We start from the raw sequence: 22,686 nt of genomic DNA, 5'->3' as shown, positions 1-22,686 counted from the left end.
CCCTCAATAGATCGGGAAGCGCGCCGTCAGCGCCTTGACCTTGACCGTCACGGCCTGCTCGACCGCGGCATTGCCTTCCTCGCCATGGGCGGCAAGACCGTCGAGCACCTCGGCGATGAGCTCGCCGACCTGCTTGAACTCGGCGATGCCGAAGCCGCGCGAGGTCGCAGCCGGGGTGCCGAGGCGGATGCCCGAGGTGGTCATCGGCTTCTCCGGGTCGAAGGGGATGCCGTTCTTGTTGCAGGTGATGTGGGCGCGGCCGAGCGCGGCCTCGGCCGCCTTGCCGGTCAGCTTCTTCGAGCGGAGATCGACCAGCATCAGGTGGTTGTCGGTGCCGCCGGTGACGAGGTCGAAGCCCTTCGCCTTCAGCGTCTCGGCCAGCGCCTTGGCGTTGGCGACGACAGCGTGGGCATAGGTCTTGAACTCCGGCTGCAGCGCCTCCTGGAACGAGACCGCCTTGGCGGCGATGACATGCATCAGCGGCCCGCCCTGAATGCCGGGGAAGATCGCCGAGTTGATCTTCTTCGCCAGCGCCTCGTCATTGGTCAGGATCATGCCGCCGCGGGGGCCGCGCAGGGTCTTGTGCGTCGTGGTGGTGACGACATGGGCGTGCGGGAATGGCGAGGGATGCGCGCCGCCGGCGACGAGCCCGGCGAAATGGGCGATGTCGACCATGAAATAGGCGCCGACCTTGTCGCAGATCTCGCGGAAACGGGCAAAGTCCCAGTGGCGGGCATAGGCCGAGCCGCCGGCGACGATGACTTTCGGCTTGTGCTCGATGGCGAGGCGCTCCATCGCGTCATAGTCGATGGTCTGGTCGACGACGCAGACGCCGTAAGAGACGACGTTGAACCACTTGCCGGACTGGTTGACCGGCGCGCCATGGGTCAGGTGCCCGCCGGCGGCGAGATCAAGGCCCATGAAGGTGTCGCCGGGCTGCATCAGCGCCATGAAGACGCCCTGGTTGGCCTGCGAGCCGGAGTTCGGCTGGACATTGGCGAAGTTGCAGTCGAACAGCCGGCAGGCGCGCTCGATGGCGAGCTTCTCGGCGATGTCGACGAACTGGCAGCCGCCATAGTAGCGCCGGCCCGGATAGCCTTCGGCGTATTTGTTGGTCATCACCGAGCCCTGCGCCTCGAGCACCGCGCGGGAGACGATGTTCTCGGAGGCGATCAGCTCGATCTCGTCGCGCTGGCGGCCGAGCTCCAGATCGATGGCGCGGGCGATCTCGGGATCGGCGTCATGCAGCGAAGCGCCGAAGAAGGAGTTCGAGAGGTGCTTGTCGGCGGCGGCGTCATGGCTCATGGCGGGGCTCCATCGGCGCTGTATCATCGCCCACCAACGGCGTGCGACCCTGCGCGGCATGCGGTGCGAAGGCTTTGCGGAATCCGCGCGCGCGATCCCGCTGTCGCGGGTCCCGTAGCACTCGGGGCGCGCCTTTCCAAGCGTGAAGCGGATGACACGAGCGCAAGCAGCTCAAAAAATCCAAGGCGCCTCCCCGACCGACCAAGGAGCACGGCCCCGGGTCGCGATGACGGCCGGCCCGGAACCATGCCGGTGAAGACGAACGCTCCGCAAATTTAGGGCATCGCCTGCTCGGCTGCAGCGGTTTCACCACGAGTCTGCTCTCGGGCGCGCCGGCTTTCGCCGACAACCCCGAATCGGATGAGGCAACCGGGCTTCGCCTGCTGGCCGGCTCGCTTCTATCGGCGCCGGGGGACTGACATTCGCAGCCGGGCGAAAAGGGACGGCAAGGATCGCCAGCACCGCCGATCGTGCCGAACACATGATGCCGCGCGGTGGCCCGCTACCAGGTCGCGCGCAATCCCGCCGTCACGGCATGGGCGGTGTCATCCGCGTTGAGACGGACATCGTAATCGGCGATGAGCGTCACATTGCGGCCGGCCCGCGTCGACAGGCCGATGCCCAGGATCGCGCTATCGCGCGCCACCCGCGCGCCCTGCACGGCGAAGCTTGCCGCCGACGCCCCGATGAAGGCGGTGTCGAGGACGACGGCATCGTCGAGGAATTCGTGCTGCCAGCGGCCGCGCGCCTCGATCGCGATCCGGTTCGCACCAAGGTCGAACTGCCGGGTGAGACGGGCGCCGAGGCTGCCGAGCAGGCTCGATGCCGATTGCCAGCCGCTGGTCAGGCCGATGCTGCCGGCGCCGGTCTCGGCAAAGCCATCCTGCCGCACGTAGGTATAGCGCAGCCCGGCCAGCGGCTCGATCGTCGACCAGCCGAGTTCGACGGCATAGGCCGCCTCGAGAGCGCCGGTGAAGCGGTCGCCGCCGTAATCAGCGTCGGCTCGACGCGAGATGCCGCCGAAGCTGATGCTGCGCTGGCTCTCGAGATCGAGGCGGGCATAGCCGAGGACACCGTCGAGGCGCAGCGGCCCGCTCGCATAGCTGCCATAGAACGCGCCGTCATAGGCCTTGATGCTGCCCTTGCCGGCGAACTGCCGGAAATCGATATCGGTGCTGGACAGGCCGAGGCTGAAGCCGAGCAGCAGAGCGGGCGTGACCTGCCGATCGAAGCCGCCGGCCACGCCGCCGCCGCGGTAATCGGCGCCGCCGGCATTGGCATCGCCGCCGACCCTGCCGGCGAGGCCATAGCCACGCAGCCAGGCATTTTGGGAGGCCCCAGCCTCGCCCCAGGGTGCAGCCTGGCCGGAGGGCAGCCGCGCCAGCAGCGCCGCAGCCGGGCTGATTGCCCCACCCGACGCATAGGCCATCGCCGTATGCCCCGCCGTCGGCTCGACCTGGCCGGAGCGCAGATCGGTCAGGCGTTGCGCGATCATTCCGCCGAAGGGCGCGAAGCCGCCGAGTGCGATCGTACTGAGGCTGGCATGCGCCGCGCCCGAGAGGCCGGACAGCGCCGCGCGGGCGCCGTCGCGCGTGCCGGCGGCCTGGAGCAGGGTGGCCACGCCGCGCAGATCGGCATCGGCACCGACAAGGCCGCGCTCCAGAGCGGAGCCGGCAGCGCATTGATTGGCCGAGGCGCAGACGCCGGGCGCGTCGAAGGGGAGCGTACGGATGTCGAGATGCGCCGTGTTCGGCTCGTAGCGCAGGCTGGCCTGGACGAAGGGTGCCGAGCCGTCTCCGAAGGGACCTTCGACGCCTTCGAAGCGGCCGATGAGGCCCTGCCCGGCGGTGATCACCGGCATGGTCAGGAAGCGCGGCAGCAGTTGCGGGCCGCCGGCCAGCGCTACCTGACCGGCAAGGCTAGCCGTTCCCGTCACGGCGAGACGATTCTGCCCGCCCGTCGCGTCGAGCTGCTGGACCAGGAATCCGCCGGCCTGCTGCACATAGCTGCCGTTGACGGTCAGCGTCCCGACGCCGCGGTTGTTGCCGGCCCAGACCGCGCCGGCATTGTCGACATAGCCGTTGACGACGCCGGTGCCGGCAAGCGTGCCCGCCGGCGCGACGCTGGTGGCCGAGGCGATGCTGCCCATGACGGTGAGAAAGCCGCCCTCGACCCGCGTCGCGCCGGCATAGGCGCTGTGGCCGGTCAGGACGAGTTCGCCGTCGCCGCGTTTGACGAGGCCGCCTGCGCCGACAATATCGTTCTCGAAGAAGGCGACGCCGCCGGGCTGTTCGACGACGAAGTCGCCCCAGTCGAAGCGGCCGGGGCCGAGCACAGCCTTGCCGACATCGAGCAGGCCGTATCCGAAGATTTCGTCGACGCCCGGCGGGCCAATGTCCTTGGCTGTGCCGAGCAGGGTCTGGCGCACCTGGTCGGCGCTGAAGAAGGGAAACATCTGCCAGACCAGCGCCGCTGCGCCCGATACATGGGGAGCGGCGAAGGAAGTCCCGTAGACCCTGGAATAGCCGCCGCTGTTGTTGGCCACGACAATGGGATCGTTGGGATAAGGGTCGGGATACCACCAGTCGCCGCCGCCGGGGGCCGCGAGGCACCAGTTCTTCGCCACACCGCAGCGGTTGGTGTAGAACGGCTCATAATCGGGGCCGAGGGCCATAACCGCCAGCCAGCCGCGCTCCAACTCCGGGAAGAGATAGGGCAGCCCGGCCTCGGCGCTCGGTTGATTCCGGCCTTCATTCGCCGTGCCCCAGATGCTGAGAATTCCTGCGGCAACAGCGCGTCGATAGGCGGGGATGCCTGCCGGGTACTCCGACTGGTAGCTGCCGCTCGTGAATGCCGTAATCGGGCGTTCATCGCCGTAGCTGTTATTGATGATGCGGACGCCGCGCGCCTGCAGATCGGCATAGGCTCTCATCGTGAAAGCCACTTCCGTATATCCCAACTCGACTTCCGTTCCAGCGACGACGAGCGAGGCGCCGGGCGCGACCCCGTGCACGCCCTTGCCGTCACGGTTGGCGGCGATGACTGATGAAACGCTCGTGCCGTGCCCGCTGCGATCGATCGGCTGCGCCGTTTCGGTGGGATAGTCGTAACCCCCGGCATATCGGCCGATGAATTCAGGATGTGCGGCAAAGATCCCGGAATCGATGACTCCGATCAGCACCCCCGTACCATCGACGCCGCGCGCATAGGCATTCGCGGCGTTGATATAGTCGAGCCCCCACTGGGCCAAGTATTCGGGTGTGCGCCAGCTCTGGGGATCGGTGAGCGGGCCGCGCGACTGAGCCGCGGCGACATTCGTGAGAGCCGTCGACACCAGAAAGGCTGCAACGGTAGGCTTAGCCAGGAAATTCACGCAGCCCCCGAGACATCGGCGCAAGGCTCCATCCGGACGCGCCGGCTAAGAACCTGCCCACAGGCGGCCGGAGGGTCAACGCGAACCAGTGGCCGGCGCCTAGGCCGACAACGCATGGCTTCGGTTAGGGCCGCGGAAGCGCCGGGTGCTTTCTGTCACCTCGATCGCAGTGCGCCGCACTGGCTCCGGCCAGCAAAAAGCCCGCCGTCTCCGGCGGGCTTCATCGCTCTCGAGAGCCTCTCGGCCGTTCAGATGTCCTGATCGCCCTGAAGGGCCGCTACCGGCGCCGGGCCGAGGCCGTCCTTGTTGTAGATGTCGTCGCGGAACTGCACGCCGCCATCGGCCGTCGCCCACGCCGTGACATAGACCCAGTAGCAGGCCACCGGGTCGGAAATGCGGGCGTTGACGCGCTGCCCCGACTGAATGACCTCGTCGATCTTGGCGCGGTCCCAGCCGGGGGTGTTCTTCAACAGCCAGGCGACATAGTCGCGCACGTTCTGGACGCGCATGCAGCCTGAGGAGACGAAACGGTAATCGTCGCCGAAGATGCCCTTCGACGGCGTGTCATGCATGTAGACACCGTGCGGGCTGGGGATGTTGATGCGCACGAAGCCGAGCGAGTTGAAGTCGCCGCCCGGATCCTGCCGGAAGGTATAGCGCGTCGCCTCGTCCGAGTTCCAGTTCACGCTGGCGGGCGAAATCTCGCCGCCGCTCGGCGAGATGATGCGGATCTTGTTCTCGGCAAGATAACCCGGCTCCTTGCGCATCTTCGGGATCAGATCCTTGCGGATGATCGAAGCGGGAACCGTCCAGGTCGGGTTGAAATTGACTTCGGGAATCCGGGTCTGCAGCAGCGGCGACTGGCGGTCGATCTTGCCGACGCCGGCGGCGTGACGCGTCGCGACATGGCCGTTCTCGACGGTCTCCACCATCGCCGCGGGGATGTTGGCGACGACATAGCGGCCGCCGAGATTGCCGGACCAGGTGCGCAGGCGCACGACATTGGTCTCGAGCTGGCGGATGCGGCGGTCGATCGGGACGTTGAGCGCGACCACCGTGGCGCGGTTGATCGTGCCGGTGGTGGACAGGCCGACGCGCGACTGGAAGCGGCGCACACCTGCCTCGACATAGGAGTCATAGACTGCGCTGTCGCCTGCGGCCGCATCGAGGTCGCCGGTGACGATCAGGCGCTGGCGCAGAGCCACAACGCCCGGCCCCCTGGCGCCGACGCCCATGCGCTCCGGCAGCTGGACCTGCGGCCAGCCGCCACGGGCGGCGAGATCCCGATAGGCGGCGATCGCCTGCTCGGTAGCCTGCAGCGATTCCGGCGAAAGCATCGGCGTGGAGGAGCGGAGGACGGCGTTGCGCGGACCCGCATCGTAGCTCTGCCGCCACTCCGCCTGCTGGGCGAGCGCCGGGGCTGCGGCGGCCGTGGCGGCGCCCGAGAGCAGGGCCAACACGGTTTCGCGGCGAGTCAGGCTCAGTTGCGACATCTCATCCCTCTTCAAGACTTCACGCATGCAGGCAGGCCGCATAAAAACGTCGCCAAGAAGGCGACGCTGGCGCCGGACTGCCACAACAACCTCATGGCCGATGACGGTGTCCTAGCACGGTTAACGAGGCGTGATGACAGAGGCGAATTTAGGGCATGGCATGGTTTTGCCCCATGCATGGCAACAAAGTCACAGTCGATCCCGAAGCCCTGCGGGAATCGCGCCGACGCGGCCGAGACAGGTCCCAGCCGCGCAACAGGCAGGCAGATCGGCGAAGCCGTCGTTAAGCGACGGAGACGTCAGAGCTTGTAGCGGATCTGGTCGGTCCAGAAGCGCTCCAGGCGCAGCAGCGCGTTGTTCATGCGCTCGAAGTCATCCGCCGCGATGCCGCCGATCTGCTCGACGGTGCGGACATGCTTGTCGTACACGCCCTTCACGATATCGTGCACTTCGGTGCCCTTGTCGGTCAGGCTGATCCGGACCGAGCGACGGTCGATGCGCGAACGGGCGTGGTGGAGATAGCCGAGTTCGACCAGCTTCTTCACATTGTAGGACACGTTCGAGCCGAGATAGTAGCCGCGGGTGCGCAGCTCGCTGGCGGACAGCTCGGCATCGCCGATGTTGTACAGCAGCAGGGCCTGCACGCTGTTGACGTCGTCACGGCCGCGGCGCTCGAACTCGTCCTTGATGACATCGAGAAGCCGGCGATGCAGCCGCTCCACCAGGGTGAGCGACTCAAGATAAAGAGGCTTCACGTTGAGTTCGGCCTCTTTAGTCTTGGCAACATCCAAAGTCTTGACGCTCGCTTTCATGGTATATCCTGCCTGTTGTGTGTCGGCCAGGATTTGTCTCCCGGTCCGCTTCTGAAAAACACCATAAGCAGGGGCGGATGAAAACGAGTTTAAATATCAGGATGAATCAGGGATTTACCCCTTTGGGTGAATCGTAAGTGAAGCTAGAAACGCTTAAGCTAAAGCGATTCTTACCATGACTCGACGCAATCGAAGCGCTGGCCGCCGCGTTTGGAGCGCTGCGAGAACGCCGTGCGAGGGGAAGATCGTAGCGGCGATCGATCGCTACTCCGCCTCGTTCTCCGCCGCCCAGGTGGCGAGGAAATAGACGGCCATCAGCCCGACATAGAGCACTACGAGCCATGCCGTCATCGGCACGAAGCGCGGGAAGAAGAAGCCCAGCAACATCTGGCTGATCGCCGCCAGAAGCCAGAGCACGCCACCCCAGGTGGAAGTCAGCCAGAGGCCGACAGCAGCGACGAGGTCGATCACGGCGAAGTAGACGATGATGGCCTGATAGCTCAGCAGCCGGTTTTCGAAGGGCGGCTGCGGATTGCCGGGCAGGCCAAAGATCACGGCCCAGGCGGTGAGCCCCTTGGCGAGCCAGAAGGCCGAGAGCAGGCGCAGGAACCAGACGAGCAGGAGCTGCCACCGGCCTCGCCGCTTCTCGCCATCCTCGCCGGACCTCGCACCGCGCAGAGCCTCGCCATCGCCACCCAGACCCAAGCTCAATCCTCCAGCTCGAGTTCGTCGGCGCCGAGCGGCGCAAAATAGGCGTCGATATCGGCCTGCCTGACGGCATCGAGCGTCGCCGGCTGCCAGCGCGGCGCCTGATCCTTGTCGATCACGACAGCGCGCACGCCCTCATAGAAGTCATGGCCGCGCGCAATGCGCGACACGATGCGGAACTCGGTACGCATCGCCTCGGCGAAATCGAGGCCGGCGCCACGCCGCATCTGCTCGAAGGCGATGGCGACGCTGGTCGGCGATTTGGTGGCGATGGTCTGCAGCAGCTTGGCTGCGAAGGCGCTGCCGCTGGCGGCGGCCTTGTTCAGGCCTGCGATCACCACCGGCAAGGTCTCCCCGCCGAAGGCATCTGCGATCACCGCGCGCTCAGCCTGCAGGGGGCCCGGCCCTCGCTGGAGACTGAAGGCGGCGAGGATCTCGTCGAGCGCGCCACGACCCGTCAGCGCATCGGCCAGTTCCGCCATCCGCTCGCTCGGCACGCCATGGGTGGCAAGCCCGACCGTGAGCGCATCGGCGGCGCCGACACGCTCACCCGTCAACGCCAGGAAGCGGCCGAAGCCGTCGTCGAGACGCGGCAGCGCATAAGTCGCGCCGACATCGGGGAAGAAGCCGATGCCGACCTCGGGCATGGCGAAGAGATAGCGATCGCCCGCGATGCGGTGGCTGCCATGCAGCGATATGCCGACGCCGCCGCCCATGACGATGCCGTCGATCAGCGCGACATAAGGCTTGGGATAAGTCTTGATGCGGTGATTGAGGATGTACTCCTCGCCCCAGAAGGCGAGCATCTCGTCACGTCGCCCGGCCTTGCCGCAATCATGCAGCCAGCGGATGTCGCCCCCTGCCGAGAAGGCCTTCTCGCTCGTGCTGATGACGACGATGCGGGTGACCTGCGGATCGTTCTCCCAGGCGTCGAGCGCGCGTGCGAGCTCGCGGACCATGCCGAGGCTCAGGGCATTCAGCGCATTCGGCCGGTTGAGCACCACGACGCCGGCGGCGCCGCGGATCTCGCAGATGATCTCCTGGTCCTGCGTCATGGTCCGATCCTGCTTCCGTGGGCAGCGGTTCTGGAAGGCGGGGGCAGGCTTGTCAACGCGACGGAACGGCAAGTGCGGCTTGGCCCCGCCGCACCGCTCGGCTCGGCGCGCCCTGCGCCCGGCTGGCAGCAGCCTTGCGACCAAGCGCCCTGTTTTGGAATGGTTCCGATGTGATATGTAAACGGCTTGCCGACATCGCCCCTTCGACGAATGCCGGGCCGTTTTCGTTCATCGCTTGAGGCAAAGTCCATGGAATCCCGGGTCGTGCGGCCTTTCCCCGCTCCGCAGTCGCATCAGGACGAGGCGCACGGCGCGCCGTCGCTCGGGCTCACCCGCCGGATGCGCCGCAACCGCAAGGCCGACTGGTCGCGCCGGCTGGTGCGCGAGTCGCAGCTCACGACCGACGACCTGATCTGGCCGATCTTCCTGATGGACTCGGCCGAGGCCCGCTTGCCGGTCGAATGGATGCCGGGCGTCGACCGGCTGAACATCGAGGAAGCCGTGCGGCAGGCGGCGGAGGCTGCGGCGCTCGGCATTCCGGCGATCGCGCCCTTCCCCTATGTCGACAAGGCGCTGCGCGATCCCACCGGCTCGGAAGCACTCAACACGAACAACCTGATGTGCCGCGCAGTGCGCGCCATCAAGTCGGCGGTGCCGCAGATCGGCATCATCTGCGACGCAGCGCTCGACCCCTATACCTCGCATGGCCATGACGGCGTGATGGATGGCGAGCGCATCCTGAACGATGCCTCGGTCGCAATCCTCGTCGGACAGGCTCAAGCGCTCGCGGATGCCGGGGCCGACGTGATCGCGCCCTCCGACATGATGGACGGGCGCGTCGGCGCGATCCGTGCCGCGCTCGACGGCGACGGCCATGAGGATGTGCAGATCATGGCCTATGCGGCGAAATACGCTTCGGCATTCTACGGCCCGTTCCGCGACGCGATCGGCACCAACGCCACGCTGGTCGGCGACAAGCGCACTTACCAGATGGACCCGGCCAATACCGACGAGGCGATCGCCGAGGTGATGCTCGATCTCGAGGAAGGCGCCGACATGGTGATGATCAAGCCCGGCATGCCCTATCTCGACGTGGTCGCGCGGGTGAAGGACCATTTCCGCGTGCCGACCTTCGCCTATCAGGTCTCCGGCGAGTACGCGATGATCATGGCGGCGGCGAACAATGGCTGGCTCGACGGCGACAAGGCGATGCTGGAGAGCCTGCTCGCCTTCAAGCGTGCCGGCGCCGACGGCGTGCTGACCTATTTCGCGCCGCGCGTGGCGAAGAAGCTCAAGGCGGGCTGAACACGCCCGTCGCAGCTGCTAGAACAGCTCCTTCAGGCCGGCAGGCGTATTGATCCGGGCGCGGTAGCGCAGGCTATCGCCTCCCGTGATGGTAGGCCCGCGGTCGAGCGCGAGCTCGCGATAGAACTCCATGAGTGCGGCGGCGTCGGGGTGTTCGAGCGAAAAGCCCTCCAGCCGCGCGCCCATATCCGCGATCGTCGCCATCGAACGCGGCTTGCCACGCCTGTCGATCAGCGAAGGGGCCGCACCGCCAAGGGGCAGGGAGCCGTCATCCGGGATCGCAAAATCGAAGGCAGGTTCGGACCAGGGGAGCGAGACCTTCTTGCCGAAGACATCTTCGCGGCCGGCGAGCATCAGATCGATCGCATCCGTCCTCGCCACCCAACCACGCAGACGGCGGCCCGCATCCCAATCGGCCCTGACCGATTTCTGATCGTCCAGGCCGAACCACCGCGCGCGAGCCGGCCTGACGCCATCGGGATCCAACGCCACGATCTCCAGATAGATCCCCTCCCCCAGCCGCAGCAGATGGTTATGGGTGCCCATATAGGCGTGGCGCTGGCCGAAGGGGACGTCGAGCTCCAGACAATCCCGAACATGCGCGACGCCTTCCGACAAGGTCGGCGCGATGACCGTAAGATGATCGAGATGGAGCATGGCTGAACCGGCAAGGGAGCGGAGATAGGATGCTATTCTAGGCAGGGACCGGCGACGTTTTCCAGAATCCGGCTCGATTGGCCAGCGACTCGTTCGGCTCGCGGCAAGCTCCGAGATGCGTGTGTTTCAAACCAACCGCGCAAGCGCTACCGTCGCGCGGCATGCGTCCGCTCATCTTGCCGATTCTGGCCGTTGTCCTGCTCGCCCTTGCGGGGTGCGGCGCGGATTTCGACACCGATCAGATGCGGCTCTGCCGCCAGGCGATCCCACCGCTCAATCCGCCGAATGCCCGCATCGAGATCGAGCGCGCCACGAAAGGGCCCGTGCCGCGGGCGCTGAGGCTGCTCTACAGGGTGCAACTGGGCGACGACATCTCGCGCCACCGCAGCATCGATTGCCTGTTCGCCGGGGAAGGCGGCGGCCCCGGTCGCGGCGCGCTGGTCGGTATCGCCTCGGACGGGCGCCCGATGGCCGATGCCAGCTTCTATCTGCTGCGCCGCTTTTATCTCGAGGACAGGGCCGAGCCGCCGCCTGATCCGGCCGCCCCCTCCGCCGAGAACCTGCCGGCGATCCCGATCTCGGTCGCCTACGGTTTTCAGCAGGGGCTGAGCGCCCTGCCGTCGGCGGCGATCTACAGTCTGCTCGCCGCGGCCTATGCCCTCGTCTACGGGCTGACCGGGCGGATCATCCTGTGTTTCGGCGAATTCGCGGCGCTCGGCGCGCTTTCCTCCGTCGTCGGCGTGGCGCTGCTGCTCTCGCTCGCGATCTCGACGCCGCTTTCAGGGCTCGTGGTGGCCTTCGCCGTTGCGATCCTCGTTTGCGCCCTGCACGGCTTCGCCATGGGCCGCTTCGTGCTGCGTCACCTCGAACGCGCCAGCGGCCAGCAGATGCTGATCGCCACGATCGGGCTCGCGATCGCGCTGTCCGAATATCTCAGGCTGGTGCAGGGTCCGGAACTGCGCTGGCTGCCGCCGGTGTTCAACAGCCCGATTCCCCTGGCCCATTCCGGGACCTTCATCGTCACCTTGAACCCGCTGGCGCTGGCGCTCGCCGTCATCGGCCTCGCCGTCACGCTCGGCCTCGTCGCGCTGATCCGCCGCACGGCCTATGGCCGGGCCTGGCGGGCCGTCTCCGACGATGCGCGCACTGCGGCCCTGTTCGGCGTCGACGCCCGCGCCGTGCATGACGTCGCCGTCATCATCGCCTGCGCCGTCTGCGGCATGGCCGGCGTCATCGTGACCGCGATCTATGGCGGCATGGGTTTCGCCGGCGGTTTCTCCCTGGGTCTCAAGGCACTCGTCGCCGCCATTCTCGGCGGTATCGGCTCGGTCAGCGGCGCGGCGCTGGGCGGCCTGTGCATCGCCATATTCGAAGCCGCGTGGTCGGCGACGCTGCCGATCGAACAGCGTGATCTCGCCGTCTACTCCCTGCTGGCCGTTGTATTGATCTTGCGCCCCGGCGGCTTCTTCGGCGATGCAGACCTGACACCGCGGCAAGTCTGACACGCACGAGCTTGACGACATGACACCGGGATGGAGCGCATCATGAGCGAAGCCTTCGCCATCACCCCCGAGGATATCGACGCGGCGGCGAACCGCATCGAAGGGCATGTGCTGCGCACGCCGCTCGTGCCGGCGCCGCGCCTGTCCGAGCTGACGGGCGCGACCGTTCTGGTGAAGCACGAGAACATGCAGGCGACGGCCTCGTTCAAGGAACGCGGCGCCGTCAACAAGTTGCTGACGCTCAGCGAGAGCGAGCGGGCGCGCGGCGTCATCGCCATGTCGGCCGGCAACCACGCCCAGGCGGTGGCCTATCATGCCAAGCGCTTCGGCATTCCCGCGACGATCGTGATGCCCGAGACGACACCGCTGGTGAAGGTCGAGAACACCCGCGCCCATGGCGCCCGTGTCGTGCTCCACGGCGAGACGCTCTTCGAATCCAGCCAGAAGGCGCATGAGCTTGCCGGCGCCGAGCAACTCGTCTTCGTCCACCCCTATGACGATGCAGCGGTCATGGCGGGCCAGGGCACGGTGGCGCGCGAGATGCTGGCCGACGAACCCGATCTGGACGTGCTGATCATCCCGATCGGCGGCGGCGGGCTGATGGCCGGCAACGCCGTTGCCGCCAAGGCGATCAAGCCCGGGATCGAACTCATCGGCGTGGAGGCCGATCTCTATCCCTCCTTCTTCAATGTCGTGCATGCGCAGAACCGGCCGATCGGCGGGCCGACCCTGGCCGAAGGCATCGCGGTCAAGACGGTGGGCCAACTCACCCTGCCGGTGGTCTCCAGCCTGGTCAGCGATATCGTCCTTGTCGGCGAAGACCTGATCGAGCGTGCGGTCAACGCCTATGCCAGCCTGCAGCACAGCCTCGCGGAAGGCGCGGGCGCCGCCGGCCTCGCCGCGATGCTGAAGGACCCGCAGCGCTATGCCGGGCGTAAGGTCGGGCTCGTGCTCTGCGGCGGCAATATCGACACGCGCCTGCTCGCCGCGATCATGGTGCGCGAACTCGAACGCGAGGATCGCATCGTCGCCTTCCGCCTGACCAGCAACGACCGGCCGGGCCTGCTCGGCAAGATCGCCAGCCTGCTCGGCGATGAAGGCGCCAATATCCTCGAGGTCAGCCATGGCCGCTTGTTTCTCGACGTGCCTGCCAAGGGCGTCTCGCTCGACGTCACCGTGGAGACGCGGGGCGAAGCGCATTCGCGCGCGATCGAGAACATGCTTGCAAAAAACGGCTTCGCGCCAAGGCGAATCCTGCCACGCGGCCTTGCGGAACCGATGCGCTGATCAAACATATCCGCTCGGGCTACGCATCCCGCGCGCCGATGAAGGATTGAAGTCTCGATGAGCGATACCCGCTACAGCCAGCCGATCACGGCTCTGGAGCAGCGCCCCTACCAGAACGTCAGCGGCGTTCTCGGATCGCGCCTGTTCGCCTGGCTCGTCGATATCGTCGTGCTGTTCTTCCTTGGCTGGCTGGTCGTCTTCCTGCTGTTCGTGCTCGGCATCGTCACCTTCGGCGCGACCTGGCTGCTTCTCCCGATCGCGGCGTTCGCGACGGCGCTGGGCTATGCCGCGCTGACGATCGGCGGGCGGCGTCAGTCCACCTGGGGCATGCGCGTCGCGGGCCTGAGGGTCGAGACCGCTAATGGCGGCCGCCCGGACGGGCTGACCGCCGCTGTGCATGCGCTGCTGTTCTACGTCGCCGCTGGCACTTTCCTGCTCTGGCTTGTCGACGTCGCCTGCGGCTTCGCTCGCGAAGACCGGCGCATGGGCCATGACCTCCTGACCGGGCTGGTCGTCGTCCGGGCCTGATCAGAAGCGAAAGCGCAGCAGGCGCGCCATCTGCGACAGCGCGGGAATCCATCCGAACATCTGGATGGTCGCCCGCGCCGTGAGCGACATCCGCGCGACCTGTCGTAGATCGTACCCGTTCGCGCCATAGCCCGTGAGCTCCTGAACGAGCTTGAGTCGGGGGAGTTGTCGCATCAGCTCCCGGGGATCATCGAGCGCCCAGTGCAGCGCCGCGCCGGTCGAGCGGATGGCGGGCTGCCAGGCGATCAGCGTGAGGCCCACCCGGCTATAGGCATCGAAGGCAAATTCGCCGCCGGGGACGTGCCCCATCACCCGCGCCAGCAGAAGCACCACCTCTTCCTCGGGCAGATAGGGCAACAGGCCCTCGGCGATGATAAGAGCTGGCCGATCCCGCGGCACCGCCTCGAGCCATCCCGACTCGATCACCGACGATCCCAGCAAGGTGCAGTTTTCTCGGTCCGCATAGAGGCGCTGCCGCAAAGCGATGACATCGGGGTAGTCGACCTCGAACCAGCGGATGCTGGCGGGGGGCTCAAGCCTGAGAACGCGCGAGTCGAGCCCGCAGCCGAGATGCAGCACGGTAGCTTCGGGGTGCCGGGCAATGAAATCCCGCGTCCAGCCATCGATCACATGCGCCCGCAAGGCGACGCCGATCATCAAATCCCGATCGATTCCGAGCCGCGCGAAGTCGTAGTCGACCCACCCCATCGCCTCCGCGGCGAAGCGATCCTTCAGGAGCGAGTCGGGCAAACGGCTCTCGCCTGCCTTCGCGCAGAGCGTGATCAGGAGCGTTTCCTTCGCTCCTCTGAGCGCCACTTTCTCGCCGGGCATTTCAACTCCCGAGGCCAATCCGTTCGCAGCCCAGTCGACGCCGGGAAGTTGTCGGCAGCAAGATCGCCGCACATGCCGCCTCGCGCTTGTTGCCGCCGCCACCGATGCTACATTGAAGGCGCGCAGCTTTTTCGGAGCCCGCCGACGTGACGCGCCCATTGCGGGACGCCCCGCAATTCTACCTCACTTCCCCAACCGCGTGTCCCTATCTGCCAGGACGCGAGGAGCGGAAGGTATTCACGCATCTGGTCGGCTCCCGGGCGCGCGAGCTCAACGATGTGCTGTCGCAAGGCGGCTTCCGCCGTTCGCAGAGCATCGCCTACCGCCCGGCATGCGAGATCTGCCGGGCCTGCATCTCCGTCCGGATCTGCGTCGACGATTTCCGCTATTCGCGCAGCTTCCGCCGGGTGCTGGCGCGCAACAGCGACCTGATCGGCGAGGCGCGGCCGCCGCAACCGCGCTCCGAGCATTATTCGCTCTTCCGCGCCTATCTCGACGAGCGCCATCCCGATGGCGGCATGGCGACGATGTCGGCCCTCGACTTTGCGATGATGGTCGAGGACACCCATGTCGAGACGCATCTCATCGAATACCGCCGGCGCGGCCCCGATTCGGGTTTCACCGGCCGCGGCGAGGGCGATCTCTTCGCCATGGCCCTGACCGATACGCTCAAGGACGGGCTGTCCATGGTCTACTCGGTCTATGATCCCGGGCTGGAGCCGCGCTCGCTTGGCACCTTCATGGTGCTTGAGCACATCGCCCGGGCGCGGCGGCTCGGCCTGCCCTACGTCTATCTCGGTTACTGGGTCGAAGGTTCGCCCAAAATGGCCTACAAGGCGCGCTTCCTGCCGCAGGAGCGCTTGCTGCCGCAGGGTTGGGAACGCGTCGACCGCACTGATTCAACCGATTGAAACGCATCAGCGACGCGCGCAGAACGCGCTTGCGACGCCCAGCCCCTCCCGGCACTGTGCCGCCAACGGCCAGCGCGGCAAACCCGCCGCGACAAATGCCGACCGGAGGAAACATGAGCGAAGACCTGACGCAGCGGCTGGAGCGTTGCTACACCGGCATCATCCACGACACGATGCGGGCGATGGGCCTGAGGGACTTCGTGCTGCCGCCGGAACTGCGTCCGCTCCTGCCCGGCCAGAAGCTTGCAGGACCCGCCTTCACCGTCGAAGGCAAGACCGGCGAATTCGACGCGCATGAGACGCTGCTCGGCTGGACCGGCCTGCTCTCCGCCGCCAAGTCCGGCCATGTCTGGGTCTGCCAGCCCAACACCAACGAGATCGCGCTGATGGGCGAGCTCTCGGCCGAAACGTTGAAGAACAAGGGCGTGCGCGGCTGCGTCATCGACGGGCTCTCGCGCGACACCGAATTCCTGGTCGAGATGGGCTTCCAGGCCTATTTCAAGGCCTACACGCCGCGCGACATCGTCGGCGCCTGGCTGCCGAAGGCCGTCGACGAGCCAATCAAGATCGGCGATGTCTGGATCCGGCCCGGCGACTACATCCTCGCCGATCGCGACGGCGTCGTCCGCATCCCCGCCGAGATCATCGAGGACGTTCTGGAGAAGTCGGAAACCGCGATCTCGGCCGAGAACAAGGTCCGTACCGCGATCCTCGCCGGCACGGACCCTCAGCAGGCCTACCTGCAGTTCGGCAAGTTCTGAGAGAGTTGCAGCCCTCATCCCGAGAAGCCGGGCAGCCGCGCCTCGAAGGATGATCCAGATGGTTCAGGAGCCTCCGCGAGCATCCTTCGAGACGCCATTCCAAGGGAATGGCTCCTCAGGATGAGGGCTCCCTCCCAGGAGGACTCGATGTCATGTCCCACGATCCGCGCCTCATCCTGCTCGATCCGCGCGACAACGTCCTGGTCGCGCGGGTGCGGCTGAAAGCCGGCGAGAGCGTCGAGACTGGCTCAGGTCCCGCAGCGCTGGACCGCGACATCGCGCTCGCCCACAAGATCGCGCGCCGCGCCATCGCGGCCGGAGAAAAGATCCTGAAATACGGCGCGCCGATCGGCGTCGCGACCGAGGCGATCGCGCCGGCCGCGCATGTCCATGTCCACAACATGCGCAGCGACTACACGCCGACCTACCATCTGGAAGATGAACGCAAGGCGGGAGCCTCGGCATGAGCGAGATGCGCGGCTATCTCCGGTCCGACGGGCGCAAGGGCATCCGCAACACCGTCGCGGTCGCCTATCTCGTCGAATGCGCCCACCATGTCGCACGCGAGATCGCCCTGCCCTGGCGCGAAGAAGGCGTCCATGCCATCGGCTTTCCCGGTTGCTATCCGAATTCCTACGCCGAGCGGATGATGGAGCAGCTTTGCACGCATCCGAATGTGGGCGCCGTGCTCCTAGTTTCGCTGGGCTGCGAGAGCTTCAACAAATACGCGCTGGAGCGGGCGATCCACGCCAGCGGCCGGCCGGTGACGACCATCATCATCCAGGGCACGGGCGGCACCCGCTCGTCTATCCGCGAGGGCCGAGCCTGGGTCGAGGAGCAGCGCATCGCGCTCGACGCGCAGGAGACGGTGCCGATGGCGGTCTCCGAGCTGGTCGTCGGCACGGTCTGCGGCGGCTCTGACGGCACCTCCGGCATCACCGGCAATCCGGCTGCGGGTCGCGCCTTCGACAAGCTGATCTCGGAAGGCGCCGCCTGCATCTTCGAGGAAACCGGTGAGCTGATCGGCTGCGAGCACATCATGGCGGCGCGCGCGGTCACGACGGAGCTCGGCGTGGAGCTGGAGAAGTCCGTCGCCAAGGCAGCGCGCTACTATGCGACGCTGGGCTATGGCTCCTTCGCCGCCGGCAACGCCGAGGGCGGGCTCTCGACCATCGAGGAGAAGTCGATGGGCGCCTATGCGAAATCCGGGGCATCGCCGATCTCCGGCCTGATCAAGCCCGGCGACGTGCCACCGCATGGCGGGCTCTACCTGCTCGACGTCGTGCCGGATGGCGAGGTGCGCTTCGGCTTCCCCAACATCAACGACAATGCCGAGATCGCGGAGCTGATCGCCTGCGGCGCGCATTGCGTGCTGTTCGTGACGGGCAGAGGCTCGGTCGTGGGCTCGGCGATCTCGCCCGTGGTGAAGATCTGTGCCAACCCGGAAACCTATCGCCGGATGTCCGAGGATATGGACGTCGATGCCGGGCGCATCCTCGAAGGCCGCGCAGGCCTCGACGCGATCGGCCAGGAGATCCGCGATCTCGTGGTCTCGCTCGGCCAGGGCGGCAAGACGAAATCCGAGGAGCTCGGCCATCAGGAATTCATCCTGACCTATAAGAGCTTCGAGCCGCTCGGCCCTGCCTGCCTGCCGGCAGGATGAAGGCCGACGTAGCCAGCCCCCCGAGAAAACCTGCCCGCCCTCCAGAAAAAGAGCGAGACGCCTTAAGAGTAAATCAAGCTCGGCCGGGCATGATGGCGCCGCTGCTTTGCCGTGGGGGCCTTCATGTTGCGTAACCTGACCCGGATGCCGGCCGACATGTCGTCGGATTCGCGCCGGCAGTTGCTTCATGCGGTCACGGATCTGTTCCTCCTCGATCAGGAACCGAGCGAGACCGTCAAGGAACACTACGGGGAGATCGCGACGACTTCGCTCGGCCAGCTCGGCGACGATGAGCGCAAGGGCTATGCGGACCGCGTGGCGAGCATGCCGACCCTGCCGAACAATGTCGCCGTTACTCTCGGCAGCGATGGCAATGCCGACGTCGCGCGGCTTGTCCTGACCCTTTCACCGGTTCTCACCGACACCGACCTCGCCGCCATCGCCGTCAGCCAGTCGCAGCAGCATCTCGTCGCCATCGCCGAGCGCGCGCGCCTCTCCGAAAGCGTCACCGACATCCTGGTCGAGCGTGGCGACCAGAAGGTGCTGCACACGGTCAGCGCCAATGAGGGCGCAGCCTTCTCCGACCGGGGCTTCGATCGGCTGCTCGAGCGCGGCCACGGCGACGCCGATATCACCGACGCACTGGCCCGCCGCTCGGACCTTGCGCCGAACCGCGCCCAGCGCGTCCTGCGGATCGTCGAGCAGTTCGCGGAAGGGGCCGCTCCCGGCGCGAGCGCAACGCAGGAGGCCGCCTCCCTCGCCCGCCAGGCGCGCCAGCAAAGGCTCGAGGTCAAGCTCCTGCTCTCCGATCTCGTTGCGAAGGTCCGGGAGGTCGACGATGTGCTGACCATGCTGGCCGACGAAGACCGCGCCTATCATCTCGCGCAGGTCCTCGCGCAGATCGCCGACATCACGATCGACCAGGCGCTGCGCGTGCTGATGCAGCGCGATGCCAGCGGCATCGCCGTCACCTGCCGCTCGCTCGGGATCGGCACCACGGCCTTCCGCGCCATCCTGCAATTGCGCGCGCGGCGGCTCTACTTCTCCTCGCGCGACATCGACGACGATGTCGATGCCTACGCCAAGCTGGACCTTGCGACCGCCGAGCGGACGCTGCGTTTCCTCAAGCTCCGGACGAAGATCGCCTGAGCGACCGTGGCCGCGCCACAAAACCGCGACATTCACCCCGCCTCATGCTAGCTTCCCGCAGGGCGCTTCTGCGCGAGGATGGCTTCGACGTGAGATTTCCGCTTCTTTCGGCTGCGGCGCTTTCGGTTCTTTTCGCGGGCGCAGCGCAGGCAGAGACCCTCCTGCCCCTCACCGGTTTCGCCGCCTTGCCGTCCTTCGCCTGGGACGAGCCGATGATCTCGCCGCGTTGGGAGGGCTCCTACGCCCGCATCTCGTCAGGCTTCCAGGTCACAAGCTCGAAGCATATGCGCACGAACGCCGGGCCGACCTTCGGGCTCGAGGCCGGGACGATGCGACGCGAGGGCAACTTCGTTTACGGCATCGTGGGCGCGATCGACTACGCCCCCGCGATCGGCGGCTATGGCTATCCGAGCTTCGGCAACGTGGCCTACACGCGCGACTTCGCCGGCGCCTTCCAGGTCAAGACCGGCGTGCTGGTAGCGCCTGACGTGCTGCTCTACACCAAGGTCGGGATGTCGGCCGCCAACGAAACCTGGCGCTATGGCGCAACGCCATTCTCGGCGCCCTTCAACCAGAGCGAAATCGCCGTGCGGCCCGAGGCTCGCGCCGGCGTGGAATGGGCCGTCACCGACAAGATCACGCTCAGCCTCGAAGCCGGGATCCTCGGCCGGCCGATCCGCTGAGGATTTGATTCAGGCGGCTGCTGGGTTGATTCAGGAAGTCTGCGTAAGTTCCTGACAGCATTGACATTTGACAATGAAGGCGCAGGGAACCCCTCTGCTGCATCGAAGTCGGCTGTTGACGGCCTCGACACTTCAAGCGCCGATCTCGGGCAAGCCCGAAGACAGGCGCAGGGGTGAGTGTAGGCCGTTGGACAAGCGAGACGAGCCCTCACCGCGGCAACCGTCAGGTCACGGCTAAAGCGCCAACGGCGGTTCTGCGTTGCGGTTCTCGCGACTTCTCTGCGAGCATGAGGACGTCCTACTGGCTAGGCGCCCTCACCCCCCGAAGGTATTGCTCTTCGGGAAGCCCTTGGGTGGCAGGCGCCCGGCCTCGGCGCGATGGCCGAGCCATTCCAGCAGATCGGCCTGCGTCACCGTCCAGGTCCGGCCGGAGGTGTCGAGCCAGGTCAGGCCGTCAGCGAGGTTGAAGGTCTTGGCGTCGGAGAGGCCGCCATCCTTGTAGCGCTGCAGGCGCACGCCCTTGCCACGGCCCATCTCCGCCACTTCCGAGATCGGGAAGCAGAGCAGCTTGCGGTTCTCGCCGATGATCGCGACATGGTCGCCATCAGCCGGCACCGCTAGCACGGCGACGTGCGTGCCATCGACATTCAGAACCTGCCGCCCCTTGCGGGTGTTGGCGACGACATCGTCGGCGGGAGCTACGAAGCCCCTGCCCTCGCTCGTCGCCATCAGCAGCTTGGAGCCCGGCCTGTAGGGGAAAGCGGAGACGATCTCGGCCGTCTCCTCCAGTTCGATCATCAGCCTGATCGGATCGCCGAAGCCGCGCCCGCCCGGCAGCTTCGAGGCGTCGAGCGTGAAGACCTTGCCGTTCGAGGCGAGCACAAGCACTTTCGCGGTCGTCTCGGTGAAGAACGCCGTCTGGAGCGCATCGTCGCCCTTGAAGGAGAAGCTGGAGCGATCCTGCACATGGCCCTTCAGAGCGCGGATCCAGCCCTTCTTCGAGATGACGACGGTGATGGGCTCGCGCTCGACCATGGCCTGGGTCAGGTCGATATCGGCGGTGTCGGGCATGTCGGCGAAGTCGGTGCGGCGCTTGCCGATCGCCGTCTCCGGGCCGAAGGTCTTCTTCACCTGGCGGATGTCCCAGGCGATCGTCTTCCACTGTGTCGCCTCGGAGCCGAGCAGCTCCTCGATCTGCCCCTTTTCCTTGGTCAGTTCGTCAAGCTCGGTCTTGAGCTGCATCTCCTCAAGCTTGCGCAATGCGCGCAGGCGCGTGTCGAGAATGGCATTGGCCTGAACCTCCGTGAGATCGAAGACCTTCATCAGCTCGATCTTCGGCTCATCCTCCTCGCGGATGATTTTGATGACCCGGTCGAGATCGAGATAGACGATCAACAGGCCGCGCAGGATCTCCAGCCGCTTCTCGATCTGGCCGAGCCGGAAGCGCGAACGCCGCTGCAGCACCTCGCGGCGATGGTCGAGCCAGGCGCGCAGGGCCTCCGAAAGGCCGAGCACGCGCGGCACGAGGCCGCCGGTCAGCACGTTCATGTTCATCGAAATGCGCGCTTCCAACTCAGAGAGCCGGAACAGCGATTCCATCATCAGGTTGGGATCGACATTGCGGGCGCGCGGCTCGATGACGACGCGGATATCCTCCGCCGATTCGTCGCGCAGATCCGCGACCAAAGGCAGTTTCTTGTCGTTGAGCAGCTCGGCGATCTTCTCGATCAGCCGGCCCTTCGAAACCATGTAGGGGATCTCGGTGACGACGACCTGCCAGGCACCCCGCTCAAGATCCTCCTTCACCCAGCGCGCGCGGGTGCGAAAGGCGCCGCGACCGGTGCGATAGGTCTCCGCCATCGAGGCGCGGCTCTCGACGATGATGCCGCCGGTCGGAAAATCCGGGCCGGGCACGAAGGTCATGAGCTGCTCGGAGGAGGTCTCCGGGTGCTGGATCAGGTAGAGCGCGGCGTCGCAGAGCTCGGCGGCGTTGTGCGGCGGGATCGAGGTCGCCATGCCCACAGCGATGCCCTGCGAGCCATTGGCGAGCAGGTTCGGGAAGGCGGCCGGCAGGACGATGGGCTCTTCGTCCTCGCCGTTGTAGGTCTCGCGGAAGTCGACCGCGTCCTCGTCGATGCCGTCGAGGAGCAGGCGCGCGACCTCGGTCATGCGCGCTTCGGTATAACGGTAGGCGGCGGCGTTATCGCCGTCGATATTGCCGAAATTGCCCTGCCCGTCGACGAGCGGATAGCGCTGGGCGAAATCCTGCGCGAGGCGCACCAGCGCGTCGTAGACCGACTGGTCGCCATGCGGATGGAACTTACCGATGACGTCGCCGACGATGCGGGCGCATTTCTTGTGGACCTGGCCCGGATCGAGCCGCAGCAGCCGCATGGCGTGCAGGATGCGGCGATGGACGGGCTTCAAACCGTCGCGCGCATCCGGCAAAGCGCGGTGCATGATGGTGGAGAGCGCATAGGCAAGATAGCGCTCTTCGAGCGCCGATTTCAGATCGATGCGCTCGGATTCGTCCTCCGGCGGCGGATCGACCGGTTTGCCCATGCGTCTTCAGCCCTCGTCTCGTCGAAAATTCGCGCGGCTTCTATGGCACAGCGCGAATCAGCCCGCCAGAACAATGCAGGTACGCCGCCATGCGTGCAAAC

19 protein-coding genes are annotated in these 22,686 nt (G+C 66.5%); 10 read left to right on the top strand and 9 right to left on the bottom strand.

Features of this window, described 5'->3' with window-relative positions:
* Nucleotides 1–3 precede the first annotated feature (3 nt).
* From glyA to AC1DE3_RS08470, 6 genes are all read right to left on the bottom strand, one after another.
* Nucleotides 4–1,305, bottom strand: coding sequence for a serine hydroxymethyltransferase (glyA, locus tag AC1DE3_RS08495; RefSeq protein WP_441512517.1), 1,302 nt, complete (start codon nucleotides 1,303–1,305; stop codon nucleotides 4–6).
* Nucleotides 1,306–1,807: 502 nt separating this feature from the next.
* Nucleotides 1,808–4,639: an autotransporter domain-containing protein gene (locus AC1DE3_RS08490; protein ID WP_441512516.1), complete on the bottom strand. Its 2,832-nt coding sequence runs from the start codon at nucleotides 4,637–4,639 to the stop codon at nucleotides 1,808–1,810.
* A 287-nt stretch (nucleotides 4,640–4,926) separates the two neighbouring features.
* Entirely contained in the window at nucleotides 4,927–6,171 is a 1,245-nt protein-coding gene (locus tag AC1DE3_RS08485; RefSeq protein ID WP_441512515.1) for a L,D-transpeptidase family protein, read from the bottom strand.
* Between the two features lie 299 nt (nucleotides 6,172–6,470).
* A complete protein-coding gene (ldtR, locus tag AC1DE3_RS08480; RefSeq protein ID WP_441468360.1) occupies nucleotides 6,471–6,983 on the bottom strand; it encodes a transcriptional regulator LdtR in 513 nt (170 codons plus the stop codon).
* A gap of 264 nt (nucleotides 6,984–7,247) precedes the next feature.
* Complete coding sequence (locus AC1DE3_RS08475) at nucleotides 7,248–7,688, bottom strand: DUF6163 family protein (RefSeq protein WP_476780616.1); 441 nt, start codon at nucleotides 7,686–7,688, stop codon at nucleotides 7,248–7,250.
* A gap of 2 nt (nucleotides 7,689–7,690) precedes the next feature.
* Nucleotides 7,691–8,746 carry an enoyl-CoA hydratase/isomerase family protein gene (locus AC1DE3_RS08470; RefSeq protein WP_441512513.1) on the bottom strand — a complete coding sequence of 352 codons (1,056 nt, stop codon included), beginning with the start codon at nucleotides 8,744–8,746 and terminating at the stop codon, nucleotides 7,691–7,693.
* A gap of 249 nt (nucleotides 8,747–8,995) precedes the next feature.
* On the opposite strand from AC1DE3_RS08470, the gene hemB reads away from it, so the two are divergent.
* Nucleotides 8,996–10,051: a porphobilinogen synthase gene (gene hemB, locus AC1DE3_RS08465; protein ID WP_441512512.1), complete on the top strand. Its 1,056-nt coding sequence runs from the start codon at nucleotides 8,996–8,998 to the stop codon at nucleotides 10,049–10,051.
* A gap of 18 nt (nucleotides 10,052–10,069) precedes the next feature.
* Here hemB and AC1DE3_RS08460 read toward each other — a convergent pair whose 3' ends face one another.
* Nucleotides 10,070–10,708 (bottom strand): VOC family protein, encoded by a 639-nt coding sequence (locus AC1DE3_RS08460; protein WP_441512511.1) that lies wholly within the window; start codon nucleotides 10,706–10,708, stop codon nucleotides 10,070–10,072.
* A 161-nt stretch (nucleotides 10,709–10,869) separates the two neighbouring features.
* Here AC1DE3_RS08460 and AC1DE3_RS08455 point away from each other — a divergent pair, with 161 nt between their 5' ends.
* Genes AC1DE3_RS08455 through AC1DE3_RS08445 form a run of 3 tightly spaced genes read left to right on the top strand, consistent with a single transcriptional unit; the run spans nucleotide 10,870 to nucleotide 14,025 of the window.
* Nucleotides 10,870–12,210, top strand: coding sequence for a branched-chain amino acid ABC transporter permease (locus tag AC1DE3_RS08455; protein ID WP_476780614.1), 1,341 nt, complete (start codon nucleotides 10,870–10,872; stop codon nucleotides 12,208–12,210).
* Nucleotides 12,211–12,252: 42 nt separating this feature from the next.
* Nucleotides 12,253–13,497: a threonine ammonia-lyase gene (locus AC1DE3_RS08450; protein WP_441512509.1), complete on the top strand. Its 1,245-nt coding sequence runs from the start codon at nucleotides 12,253–12,255 to the stop codon at nucleotides 13,495–13,497.
* 57 nt (nucleotides 13,498–13,554) lie between these two features.
* On the top strand, nucleotides 13,555–14,025 hold the full coding sequence (locus AC1DE3_RS08445; protein ID WP_441512508.1) for an RDD family protein: 471 nt from the start codon (nucleotides 13,555–13,557) through the stop codon (nucleotides 14,023–14,025).
* Here the strand turns inward: AC1DE3_RS08445 and AC1DE3_RS08440 are convergent, their stop codons facing one another.
* Nucleotides 14,026–14,856, bottom strand: coding sequence for a class I SAM-dependent methyltransferase (locus AC1DE3_RS08440; RefSeq protein WP_476780613.1), 831 nt, complete (start codon nucleotides 14,854–14,856; stop codon nucleotides 14,026–14,028). It abuts the gene before it with no gap.
* 146 nt (nucleotides 14,857–15,002) lie between these two features.
* Between AC1DE3_RS08440 and AC1DE3_RS08435 the strand changes: the two genes are divergently transcribed.
* From AC1DE3_RS08435 to AC1DE3_RS08410, 6 genes are all read left to right on the top strand, one after another.
* Entirely contained in the window at nucleotides 15,003–15,767 is a 765-nt protein-coding gene (locus AC1DE3_RS08435; RefSeq protein ID WP_441512506.1) for an arginyltransferase, read from the top strand.
* Nucleotides 15,768–15,880: 113 nt separating this feature from the next.
* Nucleotides 15,881–16,528, top strand: a complete 648-nt coding sequence (locus AC1DE3_RS08430; protein ID WP_476780612.1) for an RraA family protein — start codon at nucleotides 15,881–15,883, stop codon at nucleotides 16,526–16,528.
* Between the two features lie 152 nt (nucleotides 16,529–16,680).
* On the top strand, nucleotides 16,681–16,995 hold the full coding sequence (locus tag AC1DE3_RS08425) for a UxaA family hydrolase (protein WP_441512504.1): 315 nt from the start codon (nucleotides 16,681–16,683) through the stop codon (nucleotides 16,993–16,995).
* On the top strand, nucleotides 16,992–18,191 hold the full coding sequence (locus AC1DE3_RS08420) for a UxaA family hydrolase (RefSeq protein WP_441512503.1): 1,200 nt from the start codon (nucleotides 16,992–16,994) through the stop codon (nucleotides 18,189–18,191). Before AC1DE3_RS08425 ends, AC1DE3_RS08420 begins: the two co-directional genes overlap by 4 nt.
* A gap of 123 nt (nucleotides 18,192–18,314) precedes the next feature.
* Complete coding sequence (locus AC1DE3_RS08415) at nucleotides 18,315–19,340, top strand: DUF2336 domain-containing protein (protein WP_441512502.1); 1,026 nt, start codon at nucleotides 18,315–18,317, stop codon at nucleotides 19,338–19,340.
* 89 nt (nucleotides 19,341–19,429) lie between these two features.
* Nucleotides 19,430–20,023, top strand: coding sequence for an outer membrane protein (locus AC1DE3_RS08410; protein WP_476852311.1), 594 nt, complete (start codon nucleotides 19,430–19,432; stop codon nucleotides 20,021–20,023).
* A gap of 315 nt (nucleotides 20,024–20,338) precedes the next feature.
* Here the strand turns inward: AC1DE3_RS08410 and parC are convergent, their stop codons facing one another.
* Entirely contained in the window at nucleotides 20,339–22,585 is a 2,247-nt protein-coding gene (gene parC, locus AC1DE3_RS08405; RefSeq protein WP_441512500.1) for a DNA topoisomerase IV subunit A, read from the bottom strand.
* Between the last annotated feature and the right edge of the window lie 101 nt (nucleotides 22,586–22,686).

The sequence above is a fragment of the Allobosea sp. 10L417 genome (assembly GCF_056395485.1).
The sequence above is the reverse complement of the archived record's forward strand: the minus strand, read 5'-3'. Positions and strand labels throughout refer to the sequence as shown.

Coding starts and splice junctions, on each gene's coding strand:
- glyA (WP_441512517.1), bottom strand. CDS start 1,305: ATGAGCCATGACGCCGCCGCCGACAAGCACCTCTCGAACTCCTTCTTC.
- AC1DE3_RS08485 (WP_441512515.1), bottom strand. CDS start 6,171: ATGTCGCAACTGAGCCTGACTCGCCGCGAAACCGTGTTGGCCCTGCTC.
- ldtR (WP_441468360.1), bottom strand. CDS start 6,983: ATGAAAGCGAGCGTCAAGACTTTGGATGTTGCCAAGACTAAAGAGGCC.
- AC1DE3_RS08470 (WP_441512513.1), bottom strand. CDS start 8,746: ATGACGCAGGACCAGGAGATCATCTGCGAGATCCGCGGCGCCGCCGGC.
- hemB (WP_441512512.1), top strand. CDS start 8,996: ATGGAATCCCGGGTCGTGCGGCCTTTCCCCGCTCCGCAGTCGCATCAG.
- AC1DE3_RS08460 (WP_441512511.1), bottom strand. CDS start 10,708: ATGCTCCATCTCGATCATCTTACGGTCATCGCGCCGACCTTGTCGGAA.
- AC1DE3_RS08455 (WP_476780614.1), top strand. CDS start 10,870: ATGCGTCCGCTCATCTTGCCGATTCTGGCCGTTGTCCTGCTCGCCCTT.
- AC1DE3_RS08450 (WP_441512509.1), top strand. CDS start 12,253: ATGAGCGAAGCCTTCGCCATCACCCCCGAGGATATCGACGCGGCGGCG.
- AC1DE3_RS08445 (WP_441512508.1), top strand. CDS start 13,555: ATGAGCGATACCCGCTACAGCCAGCCGATCACGGCTCTGGAGCAGCGC.
- AC1DE3_RS08440 (WP_476780613.1), bottom strand. CDS start 14,856: ATGCCCGGCGAGAAAGTGGCGCTCAGAGGAGCGAAGGAAACGCTCCTG.
- AC1DE3_RS08430 (WP_476780612.1), top strand. CDS start 15,881: ATGAGCGAAGACCTGACGCAGCGGCTGGAGCGTTGCTACACCGGCATC.
- AC1DE3_RS08425 (WP_441512504.1), top strand. CDS start 16,681: ATGTCCCACGATCCGCGCCTCATCCTGCTCGATCCGCGCGACAACGTC.
- AC1DE3_RS08420 (WP_441512503.1), top strand. CDS start 16,992: ATGAGCGAGATGCGCGGCTATCTCCGGTCCGACGGGCGCAAGGGCATC.
- AC1DE3_RS08415 (WP_441512502.1), top strand. CDS start 18,315: ATGTTGCGTAACCTGACCCGGATGCCGGCCGACATGTCGTCGGATTCG.
- parC (WP_441512500.1), bottom strand. CDS start 22,585: ATGGGCAAACCGGTCGATCCGCCGCCGGAGGACGAATCCGAGCGCATC.